This window comes from Streptomyces antioxidans, from assembly GCF_000968685.2.
Lineage (GTDB): Bacteria > Actinomycetota > Actinomycetes > Streptomycetales > Streptomycetaceae > Streptomyces > Streptomyces antioxidans.
Genome location: NZ_LAKD02000062.1, coordinates 1 through 15006 on the forward strand (window position 1 = coordinate 1; position 15006 = coordinate 15006).

A 15006-nucleotide genomic window follows, 5' to 3' on the forward strand; every position below is an offset into this window, starting at 1 on the left:
TCGGTGTCTTCGCGGGCACCAACGGCCAGGACTATCTGTCGCTGCTGATGCAGGCGCCCGAGGGGCTGGAGGGCCATCTGGGCACGGGCAACGCGGCGAGCGTGGTGTCCGGGCGGGTGGCGTACACCTTCGGTCTGGAGGGCCCGGCGGTCACGGTCGACACGGCCTGCTCGTCGTCGCTGGTGGCCCTGCATCTGGCGGTACAGGCGCTGCGGCAGGGCGAGTGCACGATGGCGCTGGCGGGCGGCGTCACCGTGATGTCCACCCCCGAGAACTTCATTGACTTCAGCCGTCAGCGCGGACTGGCCGCCGACGGCCGGATCAAGGCGTTCGCGGCCTCGGCGGATGGCACCGGCTGGGGCGAGGGCGCGGGCATGCTGCTCGTGGAGCGGCTGTCGGACGCGCGGCGCAATGGCCATCCGGTGCTTGCGGTGGTCCGGGGCTCGGCGATCAACCAGGACGGCGCGTCCAATGGCCTGACGGCGCCGAACGGGCCGTCCCAGCAGCGTGTCATCCGGCAGGCGCTGACCAGCGCCGGGCTGACGACTGGCGATGTGGATGTCGTCGAGGCGCATGGCACGGGTACGACGCTGGGTGATCCGATCGAGGCGCAGGCGCTGCTGGCCACGTATGGCCAGGAGCGGGACGCGGAGCGGCCGTTGTGGCTGGGGTCCATCAAGTCCAACATCGGTCATACGCAGGCCGCCGCAGGTGTGGCGGGCATCATCAAGATGGTGCTGGCGATGCGGCACGGTGTGCTGCCGCAGACGTTGCATGTGGACGCGCCGTCGCCGCATGTGGACTGGTCGTCGGGTGCGGTGGCGCTGTTGAGCGAGCAGGTGGAGTGGCCGGAGACCGGCCGTCCGCGCCGCGCCGGTGTGTCGTCCTTCGGCATCAGCGGCACCAACGCCCACACCATCATCGAGCAGGCCCCGTCGGCCGACGTACCGGCCGAGGCACCCGGGCGGAGCGGCCTCGGCGGCCTGCTGCCGTTCGCCCTGTCGGCCAAGAGCGCCGAAGCGCTGCGGGAGCAGGCCGCGCGGCTGCACACCCACATCGCGTCGCGCCCCGAGTCGGCCCCGTGCGACCTCGCCCGCGCCCTGGCCGTCGGCCGCGCCGCCCTGGAGCGGCGTGCGGTGCTGACCGTCGGCGACCGGGACGAACTCCTGCGGACGCTCGACGCGCTGTCCCGGGGTGAGTCCGCCCCGGGGGCGGTCGAGGGGACGGTTGTCGAGGGCGGCAAGGTGGCGTTCCTGTTCACGGGGCAGGGGAGTCAGCGGCTGGGGATGGGGCGTGAGTTGTATGACGCCTATCCGGTGTTCGCGGATGCGCTGGATGAGGTGTGTGCGCATCTGGATCTGTACCTTGAGCGGCCGCTGAAGACCGTGCTGTTCGGGGAGGACGCCGAGGCGCTGGACCAGACGCAGTTCACTCAGCCCGCGCTGTTCGCGGTCGAGGTGGCGCTGTTCCGGCTGGTCTCGGATGCGTGGGGGCTGAAGGCGGACTTCCTGTCCGGGCATTCGATCGGTGAGCTGGCCGCCGCACATGTGGCGGGTGTGCTCTCGCTCTCCGATGCCGCCAAACTGGTGGCGGCGCGTGGCCGGTTGATGCAGGAGCTTCCGGCCGGTGGCGCGATGGTGGCGGTGCAGGCGTCCGAGGACGAGGTGGCGCCGCTGCTCAACGAGCGGGTGTCCATCGCCGCCCTCAACGGTCCGGACTCCGTGGTCATCGCGGGCGACGAGGACGCGGCGCTGGAGATCGCGGCCGGATTCGGGGCGCGGGGCCGTAAGACCAAGCGGCTCACCGTCAGCCACGCCTTCCACTCGCCCCGCATGGACGGGATGTCGGAGGCGTTCCGCGAGGTCGCGGAGGGGTTGTCGTACGAGGCCCCGCGCATCCCCATCGTCTCCAACCTCACCGGAGACGTCGTCTCCGCGGACGGCATCGCGACCCCCGAGTTCTGGGTGCGCCACGTCCGCGAGGCCGTCCGCTTCCTCGACGGGGTGCGCACCCTCGAAGCCCAGGGCGTCACCACCTACCTCGAGCTCGGCCCCGACGGCGTCCTCTCCGCGATGGCGCAGGAGTGCGTGACAGACGGTGACGAGCCCGCCTTCGCCGCCGTACTGCGCAAGGACCGCCCCGAGGCGGAGGCGCTGCTCTCGGCCGTCGCCCGCGCACATGTCCGTGGTGTGACGCCGGACTGGGCGGCCGTGTTCGCCGGTGCGGGCGCCGCCCCCGTGGACCCGGCCGAGCTGCCCACGTACGCCTTCCAGCGGCAGCGTTACTGGCCGAGCGCCGCCGCGCTCGCGGCGGGCGACCCCGAGTCGATCGGGCTGGGCGACATCGACCACCCGCTCCTCGGCGCCGCCGTCGCGCTCGCGGACGCCGATGGACTTCTGCTCACCGGAGTGCTCTCCACCCGTACCCACCCCTGGCTGGCCGACCACGCGGTCATGGACACCGTGCTGCTGCCCGGCACCGCCTTCGTCGAGCTGGCGAGCACGGCGGGCGCCCAGGTCGGCTGTGAGCGGCTGGACGAACTCACCCTCGAAGCCCCGCTCGTGCTGCCCGAGCACACCGGGGTGCGGGTGCAGCTCGCCGTGGACGGGCCGGACGAATCCGGCCGCCGTTCCTTCAGCCTGCACTCGCGTCGGCAGGACGCGCTCGGCACCGAGCCGTGGACGCGCCACGCCGCCGGTGTGCTCGCGCCCCGCACCCGGATGCCCGAGTCCGATCACCCCGATGAGCTGGCCGTATGGCCGCCGCAGGGTGCGACGCCGATCGCGGTCGAGGGGCTGTACGAGGAGCTGGCCGGGGCGGGCCTCGGCTACGGGCCGGTGTTCCAGGGGCTCAGGGGCGCCTGGCGGCTCGGTGACAACCTCTACGCCGAGGTGGGCTTCCCCGCCTTCCCCGAGGGCGCGCCGCTGACGTCGGGCGCCGAGGCCGAGCGGTTCGGGCTGCACCCGGCCCTGCTCGACGCCGCGCTGCACATCATCGGCCTGGACAGCGCCGACCGCGAGTCGGCGCTGGCCGAGGGCGCGCTGCTGCCGTTCGCGTGGAACGGCGTCCAGCTGCACGCGGCCGGGGCCGGTGCCCTCCGGGTGCGGCTGTCCGAGCGGTCGCCGAACGCGGTCTCGCTGCTGGTGGCCGACGGCACGGGCCGTACGGTGGCCACGGTCGAGTCCGTGGCGCTGCGGGCGGCCTCGGCCGACCAGGTGCGCGCGGCGCGCGGCGGGTTGCACGAGTCGCTGTTCCGGCTGGACTGGACGGCGGTTCCGGCGCCCGCGACCGGCGCGGCCACCGGCGACTGGGCGGTGCTCGGCGCGGACTCGGCCGAACTGGCCTCGCTGGAGGGCGCGTTCGGGCCCGGGGTCCGGCTCGCCGCGTACCGCGATCTGGCGGGGCTGCGGACGGCCGTGGAGTCCGGGGCACCCGCGCCCGACACCGTCCTGCTGAGCGCCACCGGTGGCGACGGCGGCGCGTCGGCCGTGCACGAGGCGGCCCAGGCCGTGCTCGCCCTGCTCCAGGAGTGGCTGGCCGATGAGCGGTTCGCCGGGGCGCGGCTGGTGCTGCTGACCCGGGGCGCGGTGGAGACCGAGCCGGGCACGGGCGTGGCGGACCTGCCGTACGCCGCCGTGCGCGGTCTGTTCCGCTCCGCGCAGTCGGAGAACCCCGGCCGTCTGGTGCTGCTTGACGTGGACGGCGAGGAGGGCTCGTACCGTACGGTGCCCGCCGCGCTCGGCGTGGACGAGGCGGAACTGGCGCTCCGCGCGGGCGTGGCACTCGCGCCACGGCTGGCCCGGGTGCCGGTCACGGATGACGCGGAGGACGTGGAAGACGGCGTCCCGTCGGGCGTCCCGTCGTACGACCCCGACGGCACCGTGCTGATCACCGGCGCCACCGGAACCCTCGGCGGCCTCTTCGCCCGCCACCTCGTCACCGCCCACGGCGTACGCCACCTGCTGCTGGTCAGCCGCCGTGGCGCCGACGCGGAGGGCGCCGAGGAACTGGGCGCCGAGCTCACCGCGGCCGGTGCCGCCGTCACCTGGGCGGCCTGCGATGTGGCCGACCGCGACGCGCTCGCCGCGACCCTGGCCGCCATCCCCGCCGAGCGTCCGCTGACCGCCGTGGTGCACACGGCGGGCGTCCTGGACGACGGCGTCCTCGGCTCGCTGACGCCCGAGCGCATGACCCGTGTGATGCGGCCCAAGGTGGACGCGGCGCTGAACCTGCACGAGCTGACCCGCGGCCACGAACTGTCCGCGTTCGTGCTGTTCTCCGGTGCCGCCGCCGTGTTCGGCGCGCCCGGACAGGCGAGCTACGCCGCCGCCAACTCCTTCCTGGAGGCGCTCGCCCAGCACCGCGCCGCCCAGGGGCTCCCGGCCACCGCGCTGGCCTGGGGCCTGTGGGCCGGTGCGGGCATGGGCAGCGAGCTGGACGAGGTGGACCTGCGGCGGATCGCGCGTGGCGGGGTCGCCCCGATCGCCGCCGACGAGGGGCTGGCGCTCTTCGACGCGGCCCGCGCCGGCGGCGCCGCCGTGCTCTTCCCGATGCGGCTCGACCACGCGGGGCTGCACACCGAGGCCACGGCGACCGGGACCGTACCGGCCCTGTTCCGCGGCCTGGTGCGGACCCCGGTCCGGCGGGCCGCCGCCGTGGCCGCCACCGCCGACGGCTCCTCGCTCGCCCAGCGCCTCGCCGGGCTCGCGCGGCCCGAACAGGACCGTGAGCTGCTGGAGTTGGTGTGCGGCCGGGTCGCCGCGGTGCTCGGTTACGCGGGCCAGGACGCGGTCGAGGCCGGGCGGGCGTTCAAGGAGCTGGGCTTCGACTCGCTCACCGCCGTCGAACTCCGCAATGACCTCAAGACCGTCACCGGACTGCGGCTCCCGGCCACGCTCGTCTTCGACTACCCGACCCCCACCGCCCTCGCCGGACATCTGCGCGAGGAGCTGCTGGGCGCGGAGGAGACCACCGCACCGCTGGTCCCGGTGCGGACGGGGGCGGCCCCGGCGCTCGACGACGACCCGATCGTCATCGTCGGCATGAGCTGCCGTTACCCCGGCGGGGTGCGCACCCCGGAGGAGCTGTGGGAGCTCGTCGCCACCGGCGGCGACGGCATCTCCGGCTTCCCCGTGGACCGCGGCTGGGACCTCGAAGGGCTCTACCACCCGGACCCCGACCACACGGGCACCTCGTACACCCGCGAGGGCGGCTTCCTGCACGACGCCGCCGACTTCGACCCGGACTTCTTCGGCATCTCGCCGCGCGAGGCGCTGGCGATGGATCCGCAGCAGCGGCTGCTGCTGGAGACGTCGTGGGAGGCGTTCGAGCGCGCGGGCATCGACCCGGCGGGGGTGCGCGGCAGCCGTGTCGGCGTCTTCGCGGGCGTCATGTACCACGACTACGTGACCGGCCTCGACGGCATCCCCGACGGTGTCGAGGGCTACATCGGCACCGGCAACGCGGGCTCCATCGCCTCCGGCCGGGTGGCGTACACCTTCGGCCTAGAGGGCCCGGCGGTCACCGTGGACACGGCGTGCTCGTCGTCGCTGGTGGCGCTGCACTGGGCGATCCAGGCGCTGCGCGCGGGCGAGTGCACGATGGCGCTGGCCGGTGGTGTGGCGGTCATGGCCACGCCCGAGACGTTCATCGACTTCAGCCGCCAGCGCGGGCTGGCCACGGACGGCCGCTGCAAGTCGTTCGCGGCGGGCGCGGACGGCACGGGCTGGGGCGAGGGCGCGGGCATGCTGCTGGTCGAGCGGCTGTCGGACGCGCGGCGCAATGGCCATCCGGTGCTTGCGGTGGTCCGGGGCTCGGCGATCAACCAGGACGGCGCGAGCAACGGTCTGACGGCGCCGAACGGTCCCTCGCAGCAGCGGGTGATCCGGCAGGCGCTGGCCACCGCCGGGCTGGCGGCCGGTGAGGTGGATGTCGTCGAGGCGCATGGCACGGGTACGACGCTGGGTGATCCGATCGAGGCGCAGGCGCTGCTGGCCACGTATGGGCAGGAGCGGGACGCGGAACGGCCGTTGTGGCTGGGGTCCATCAAGTCCAACATCGGCCATACGCAGGCCGCCGCAGGTGTCGCGGGCATCATCAAGATGGTGCTGGCCATGCGGCACGGTGTGCTGCCGCGGACGCTGCACGTGGACGCGCCCTCCCCGAACGTCGACTGGGAGGACGGCGCGGTCGCGCTGCTGACCGAGCAGGTGGAGTGGCCGGAGACCGGCCGTCCGCGCCGCGCCGGTGTGTCGTCGTTCGGCATCAGCGGCACCAACGCGCACACCATCATCGAGCAGCCGCCCGCTGCCGAGGACCGCGAGGCCGCGGTGGCGCTGCCGTCCGCCGTACCGCCGGTACCGCCGGTGCTGCCGTGGCCGCTGTCGGCCGTGGGCGGCGACGCGCTGCGCGACCAGGCCCGCCGCCTGCGCGACCGGCTGCGTGACGGATTGCGCGGCGCCGACGAGGACCTGGACCTGGCCGCCATCGGCTACACCCTCGCCACCGGGCGTACCGCCTTCGAGGACCGCGCGGTGCTGGTGGCCGACGGCCGCGACGGCTTCCTGCGCGCCCTGGAGGCACTGGCCTCCGGCGAACCGGCCACGGGCGTGGTGCAGGGCTCGCCGGTGGCCGGGAAGCTTGCCTTCCTGTTCACCGGGCAGGGGAGTCAGCGGCTGGGGATGGGGCGTGAGCTGTATGACGCCTATCCGGTGTTCGCGGATGCGCTGGACGAGGTGTGCGATGAGCTGGACGCGCATCTGGAACGGCCGTTGCGGGATGTGTTGTTCGGGGATGACGCGGCGGTGCTGGATCGGACGGGGTTCACTCAGCCCGCGCTGTTCGCGGTTGAGGTGGCGCTGTTCCGGCTGGTCGAGGCGTGGGGGCTGCGGCCCGACTTCCTCTCGGGGCATTCGATCGGTGAGGTGGCCGCCGCGCATGTGGCGGGTGTGTTGTCGCTCTCCGATGCCGCCAAGCTGGTGGCGGCGCGTGGGCGGTTGATGCAGGAGCTTCCGGCCGGTGGTGTGATGGTGGCGGTGGAGGCGTCGGAGGATGAGGTGGCGCCGCTGCTGAATGAGCGTGTCTCGATCGCCGCGCTGAATGGGCCCACGTCGGTGGTCGTCGCGGGTGATGAGGACGCGGCTGTCGCGATCGCTTCCGGTTTTGAGGCGCGGGGCCGTAAGATCAAGCGGCTCGCCGTGAGCCATGCGTTCCATTCGCCGCGTATGGACGGGATGTTGGAGGCGTTCCGGGAGGTGGCGGAGGGGCTTGCGTACGAGGCTCCGCGTATCCCGATCGTGTCGAATCTGACCGGTGGCGTGGTGTCCGCCGAGGAGATCACGACGGCGGACTTCTGGGTGCGCCACGTCCGCGAAGCCGTCCGCTTCCTCGACGGCGTACGGACGTTGGAGGCCCAGGGCGTCACCACCTACCTCGAACTCGGCCCCGACGGTGTGCTCTCCGCGATGGGCCAGGACTGCCTCGCCGAAGGCGGCACTGCGGGCTTCGTCGCCGCCCTGCGCGGTGGCCGCCCCGAGGCCGAGACCGTCACCACCGCCCTCGCCGCCCTGCACACCCGGGGCCTCCCCGTGGACTGGGAGGCGTTCTACGCCGGGACCGGCGCGCGGGGCGTGGAGCTGCCGACGTACGCCTTCCAGCGGCGGCGCTACTGGCTGGACGTACGGACGGCCACCGTCGCCCCCGAGGCCACGGCTCAGCACGCCGTCGACGCCCGCTTCTGGGAGGCCGTCGAGCGTGCGGACCTGGCCTCGCTCGCCGAGACCCTGAATCTCGGCGCCGAGGACAACGGCGCGCTGGAGGCCCTGTTGCCTTCGCTGTCGTCATGGCGGCGGCAGCAGTCGGAGCGTTCGACGGTGGACGGCTGGCGCTACCGGGTGACGTGGAAGCCGGTCACCGACCGTTCCGCCGCGTCCCTGACCGGCTGCTGGCTCGTGGTGGCACCGGCCGGGGCGGCCGAGGACGTCTGGGCCGCGGGTGCCGTACGGATGCTGAACGAGCGCGGCGTCGACGTACGCCGCGTCGAGCTGACCGCCGACGACGACCGCGCGGCGGTGGCCGAACGGCTGGCCGCCGCCATCGGCGACACGCCCGTGACCGGCGGTGTGCTCTCCCTCCTGGCCCTCGCCGACAACGACGGCGAGGGCGACGGCGACGGAGATGTGCTGCTGCGGACGGCCGCGCTGACGCAGGCCCTGGGCGACGCGGGCATCGGCGCGCCGCTGTGGGTGGCCACGCGGGGTGCGGTGGCCGTGGGCCGTTCGGACGGAACGGTCAGCCCCGCCCAGGCGCGGCTCTGGGGCCTGGGCCGGGTGGCCGCGCTGGAGGTGCCCGAGCGCTGGGGCGGTCTGGTCGACCTCCCGGAGACGGCCGATGAGCGCGCGCTGGGACGGCTGGCGGAGGTGCTGGCGGCTGCCGTTGGCGGTGCCACTGCCATTGGCGGTGCCGGTGGCGGTGGCGAGGACCAGGTGGCGGTGCGGGCGTCCGGTGTGTTCGGACGCCGCCTCGTCCGGGCCTCCGTGTCCGCGTCCGCCAGCGACTCCTGGACACCGGGCGCCGGTACGACCCTGGTCACCGGCGGTACGGGCGCGCTGGGCGCACAGGTGGCCCGCTGGCTGGTGGAGAACGGCGCAGCACACGTGCTGCTCACCAGCCGCCGCGGCCTCGACGCCCCCGGCGCCGCCGAGCTCCGCGATGAACTCGCCGCCTCCGGCGCCCGGGTGACGGTCGCCGGGTGTGATGTGGCCGACCGGGACGCGCTCGCGCGGCTCCTCGCCGACATCCCGGCCGAACTGCCGCTGACGGCGGTGGTGCACACGGCCGGGGTGCTGGACGACGGGGTACTGGACTCGCTCACCCCCGAGCGCTTCGCCACCGTCCTGCGCGCGAAGGCCGATGCCGCGCTCGCGCTGGACGAGCTGACGCGCGATCGGGAGCTGTCGGCCTTTGTGCTGTTCTCCTCGATCAGCGGCACGTTCGGCGCCGCGGGACAGGGCAACTACGCCGCCGCCAACGCCTACCTGGACGCGCTCGCCGAGCGGCGCCGGGCCCAGGGCCTGCCCGCCACCTCGATCGCATGGGGCCCGTGGGCCGAGGGCGGGATGGCCACGGACGGGGCGCTGGAGCAGCGTCTTAGGCGCGGTGGACTGCCGCCGATGGACGCAGAGTTGGCGACCGGCGCGCTCCAGCGGGCGCTCGACCTCGATGACACCGTGGTCACGGTCGCGGACATCGACTGGGAGCGGTTCGCGCCGGACTTCACCGCCGCACGCCCCAGCCGTCTGCTCGCGGACCTCCCGGAGCTCCGCGCCGCGGCGGAGAACACCGCCACCGCGCCCGCGGCCGACGGCTCCTCGCTCGCCGCCCGGCTGGCCGGGCTGGCCGAGGCGGAGCGCGACCGGCTGCTGCTGGACCTGGTCCGTACGCAGGTGGCCGCGGTGCTGGGACACGACGGCTCGGAGTCCATCGGCGCCGATCGGGCGTTCGGTGAGCTGGGCTTCGACTCGCTGACCGCCGTCGAGCTGCGCAACCGGCTCGGTGCCGCCAGCGGTGTCCAGCTGCCCGCCACCCTGGTCTTCGACTACCCGACGGCCGCCGCCCTCGCGGGCTATCTGCGCGGCGAGCTCATCGAAACCGGAATCGGGACCGGCACCGGCACTGACGCCGACTCCGCACGCCCGGCTTCGGTGACGGCGGCCGCTGACGACGAACCGATCGCCATCGTCGCCATGAGCTGCCGCTTCCCGGGCGGGGTGCGGTCGCCCGAAGAGCTGTGGCAGCTGCTCACCACGGGCGGGGACGCCATCGCCGAGTTCCCGGCCGACCGCGGCTGGGACCTGGACGCGCTGTACGACCCGGACCCGGACACGCGCGGCACCTTCTACGCACGCGAGGGCGGATTCCTCTACGACGCGGGCCACTTCGACGCCGCGTTCTTCGGGATCTCGCCGCGTGAGGCCCTTGCCATGGACCCGCAGCAGCGGCTGCTGCTGGAGACCTCCTGGGAGGCGTTCGAGCGCGCGGGCATCGACCCGGCCACGCTGCGTGGCACCTCCGCCGGGGTGTTCGTCGGCTCCAACGGGCAGGACTACGACGCCTCGCTGCACACCGTCCCCGAGGGCGTCGAGGGCTATCTGGGCACGGGCAACGCGGCCAGCGTGGTCTCCGGCCGGCTCGCCTACACCTTCGGCCTGGAGGGCCCGGCGGTCACGGTCGACACGGCGTGCTCGTCGTCGCTGGTGGCGCTGCACTGGGCGATCCAGGCGCTGCGCCAGGGCGAGTGCTCGCTCGCGCTCGCGGGCGGGGTGACGGTCATGGCGAGCCCCGGTGCGTACATCGAGTTCAGCCGCCAGCGCGGGCTGGCCCCGGACGGCCGCTGCAAGGCGTTCGCGGCGGGCGCGGACGGCACCGGCTGGGGCGAGGGCGTGGGCATGCTGCTCGTGGAGCGGCTGTCGGACGCCCGCCGCAACGGCCACCCGGTGCTGGCCCTCGTCCGTGGCTCCGCCATCAACCAGGACGGCGCGAGCAACGGTCTGACCGCGCCCAACGGCCCCGCCCAGCAGCGGGTCATCCGGCAGGCGCTGGCCGGTGCGGGCCTGTCCGCCGCCGAGGTGGACGCGGTCGAGGCGCACGGCACCGGCACCCGGCTCGGCGACCCGATCGAGGCGCAGGCGCTGCTGGCCACCTACGGCCGGGAGCGGGACGCGGAGCGCCCGCTGTGGCTGGGCGCCATCAAGTCCAACATCGGCCACACCCAGGCCGCGGCCGGTGTCGCGGGCGTCATCAAGATGGTGCAGGCCATGCGGCACGGGGTGCTGCCGCGCACCCTGCACGTGGACGAGCCGTCGCCGCACGTGGACTGGTCGGCGGGCGCGGTGTCGCTGCTGACCGAGCAGGTGGAGTGGCCGGAGACCGGCCGTCCGCGCCGTGCGGGCGTCTCCTCGTTCGGCTTCAGCGGCACCAACGCCCATACGGTCCTGGAACAGGCACCGGTCCACGAGGAGGCCGCCGGGGCCGACGAGGACGCCGCGCCGCGGTACCCGCTCGTCCGGCCCGATGTGGTGGCCTGGCCGCTGTCGGCCAAGGGCGGGGACGCGCTGCGGGCCCAGGCCGAGCGGTTGCGCGCCCACGTCGAGGCCGACACCGGGCTCGGTGCGCTGGACGTGGCGTACGCGCTGGCCACCACCCGATCCGCCCTGGAGCACCGCGCGGTGGTCCTCGGCCAGGACCGGGACCGGCTGCTCGCGGGGCTGACCGCCCTCGCCCGCGGCGAGTCCGCCGCGCAGCTGGTCCGGGGCGTGCCCGTGGAGGGCCGCACCGCGGTGCTCTTCACCGGGCAGGGCAGCCAGCGGCTCGGCATGGGCCGTGAGCTGTACGAGGCCAGCCCGGTCTTCGCGGAGGCGCTGGACGCGGTCTGCGCCGAGCTGGACCGGCACCTCGAACGGCCGCTGTACGAGGTGCTGTTCGGGGACGACCAGGAGCCGCTGGACCGGACCGGGTTCACCCAGCCCGCGCTGTTCGCCGTCGAGGTGGCGCTGTTCCGGCTGGCCGAGGCCGCGGGCCTGCGGCCGGACGTCCTGACCGGGCACTCCATCGGCGAGCTGGCCGCGGCACATGTGGCCGGGGTGCTGTCGCTGGAGGACGCCGCCATGCTGGTGGCCGCGCGCGGCCGTCTGATGCAGCAACTGCCCTCCGGCGGCGCCATGATCGCGCTGCAGGCGTCGGAGGACGAGGTCGAGCCGCTGCTGACCGAGCGGGTCGGCATCGCCGCGCTCAACGGGCCGTCGTCGGTGGTCATCGCGGGCGATGCGGAGGCGGCTGTCGCGATCGCTTCCGATTTCGCGGCGCGGGGCCGTAAGACCAAGCGGCTCACCGTGAGCCACGCCTTCCACTCCCCGCTGATGGACGGCATGCTCGCCGGGTTCCGCAAGGTCGCCGAGGGGCTGACCTACCACGCGCCGCGCATCCCGATCGTCTCCACCGTCACCGGACAGCAGATCTCCGACGAGCTGGGCATGGCGGCCGACTACTGGGTGCGCCACGTCCGCCACGCCGTCCGCTTCCTCGACGGGGTCCGCGTCCTGGAGGCCCAGGGCGTCACCACCTACGTCGAACTGGGCCCGGACGGGGTGCTGTCCGCCATGGCGCAGGACTGCGTCACCGCCGGGGGCGAGGGCGAGGGCGCGGAGGACGTGGCCTTCGTGCCCGTGCTGCGCGCCGGGCGCCCCGAGACCGAGACGCTGACCGGCGCCCTCGCCACGCTGCACGTCCGGGGCGTGGCCCTGGACTGGGAGGCGCTGTTCGCCGGGACCGGCGCCCGCCGCGTCGAGCTGCCCACGTACGCGTTCCAGCGGCGGCGCTACTGGCTCGATGGCACCCCGCGGCACACGCCGGGCCAGGAGGCCACGGCCGACGACACGGCGGGCGCCCGGTTCTGGGAGGCCGTCGAGAGCGACGACCTCACCTCGCTGTCGGACGCCGTGGGCATCGATGTGGACCAGCCGCTCAGCGCGCTGCTCCCGGCGCTGTCCGCGTGGCGGCGCCGGGAGCGCGAGCGGTCCGCGCTCGACGGCTGGCGCTACCGCGTCACCTGGAAGCCGCTGGAAGAGCCCCGGCTCGCCGCCGCGCCCGGCGTCTGGCTGGTCGCCGAACCGGCCGCGGCGGCGGGCCACACCGACACCGTGCGGCGTGTCGTGGCCGCGCTGGCCGACCGGGGCGCCGACATCCGGCGCATCGCCCCGGCCGGGGGCGCGGCCGATGGCGGGGACCTCGACCGGGACGCCCTGGCGGACCGGATCCGCCGTGCCGCGGCCGGTGAGCCGGTGCACGGGGTGCTGTCGCTGCTCGCGCTGGACGAGCGTGCGCACCCCGACCACCCGGCCGCGTCCACCGGGCTGCTGCGCACCGGAGTGCTGGTGCAGGCGCTCGGCGACGCGGGCCTGGACGCCCCGCTGTGGTGTGCCACCACCGGCGCCGTCGCCACCGCCGCCTCGGAGCCGGTCGGCAGCGCCGCGCAGGCGCAGATCTGGGGCCTGGGCCGGGTGGTCGCGCTGGAACACCCCGAGCGCTGGGGCGGTCTGATCGACCTGCCAGCGACGCTCGACGAACGGGCCGCCGACCGCCTGGCCGGTGTGCTCGGCGGACACGCCGACGCCGACGAGGACCAGCTGGCGATCCGCACCCCCGGAGTCCTGGCCCGCCGCCTCACCCACGCGGAGCGCACCCGCACTGACCACACTCGCGTCGAGGGCTCCTACGCGGAGCGTGGCCACGCGGAGGGCGCCGGTACTGAGCACACACACGCTGGCGCCTACGTCGAGGGTGGCCACGCGGAGCGCACCCGCACTGACCACACTCGCGTCGAGGGCTCCCCTGCGGAGGGCACCGGCACTGACCGTACGCACGCTGAGGTCACCTACGCCGAGCGTGCCCGCGCTGAGGGCGCGTTCGCGGAGGGCACCGGCGCTGACCACCACCACGCCGAGGGCGCTTACGTCGAGGGTGGCCACGTGGAGAGCACCCGCACTGCGCGCACCTATGCCGAGCGCACCCGCGCCGCGGGTGTCCGTGCCGCGGGTGTCCGTGCCGCGTCCGCCCCGGGCACCGCGGCCCCGTGGCGGCCCCGGGGCACGGTGCTGGTCACGGGGGGCACCGGTGCGCTGGGTGCGCATGTGGCCCGCTGGCTGGCGGACAGTGGCGCCGAGCGGCTGGTGCTCACCAGCCGCCGTGGGCCCGATGCCCCCGGCGCCGCCGAGCTGTGCGACGAACTCGCCGCGTCCGGCGCCCAGGTGACCGTCGCCGCCTGCGATGTGACCGACCGGGACGCGGTGGCCGGGCTGCTGGCCCGGATCCGCGACGAACACCCCGGGCACCCGCTCACCGCCGTCGTGCACACGGCGGGCGCCGGGCAGTTCGCACCGCTCGCGGAGACCACACCGGCCGATGTCGCCGATGTGGTGGCCGCCAAGGTGGCGGGTGCGGCCCATCTGGACGCGCTGCTCGGCGACACCGAGCTGGACGCCTTCGTGCTCTTCTCCTCGATCGCCGGGGTGTGGGGCAGCGGCGGCCAGGCCGCCTACGCGGCCGGAAACGCGTTCCTCGACGCGCTGGCCGAACAGCGCCGGGCCCGTGGCCTCACCGCCACCTCCGTGGCCTGGGGCCCGTGGGCGGACGGCGGGCTCGTCGCCGACGACGAGGCGGCCGAGCAACTGCGCCGCCGCGGCCTGCCGGTGATGGCCCCGCACTCCGCCGTCGCCGCCCTCCAGCAGGCGCTGGACCGGGACGAGACCGCCGTGGCCGTGGCCGATGTCGACTGGGACCGCTTCGCCCCGGCGTTCGCCGCGGCCCGCCCCCGTCCGCTCATCGCCGACCTGCCCGAGGTCCGCGCGGCCTTCGCGGCTCATCCCGCGGCGGACGCGGCGGACGCGGACGGCGGCACGGCCGGGGCATCGGCGGTGACCTTGCGGCAGCGGCTCGCGGGGCTCACCGGGCCCGAGGCCGAGAAGGCCCTGCTCGACCTCGTCCGTACGGAGGTCGCCGCCGTCCTCGGACACGACGACACCACGGCCGTCCAGGCGGGCCGGGCCTTCAAGGAGCTGGGCTTCGACTCGCTCACCGCCGTCGAGCTCCGCAACCGGCTCAACGCGGCCACCGGGCTCCAGCTCACCGCCACCCTGGTCTTCGACCACCCGACGCCCAGCGCGCTCGCCGGTGTGCTGCGCGCCGACCTGCTCGGCGAGGACACCACTCCCGGAGTCCCCGTCCTCGCCGAAATCGACAAGCTGGAATTCACCCTCTCCCATGTCTCCGACGACGCGACGGAACGCGAGCGGGTCACCGCACGCCTCGAAGCGCTGTTGCGGACCTGGAACGAGAACGAGAGCGCGGCGGGCGCCGACGGTGCCGACGACGCCGAACTCGACGACGCCTCCGCCGAAGACATCTTCGACATCATCAACAATGAATTCGGAAGGTCCTGACGTGATGACCGCC

1 protein-coding gene is annotated in these 15006 nt (G+C 74.6%); it reads left to right on the forward strand.

Going from position 1 to position 15006, the window contains the following annotated elements:
* Positions 1-14993, forward strand: a 14993-nt coding sequence (locus VT50_RS23880) for a type I polyketide synthase (protein ID WP_079343876.1), incomplete at its 5' end; no start/stop codon positions are given.
* Between the last annotated feature and the right edge of the window lie 13 nt (positions 14994-15006).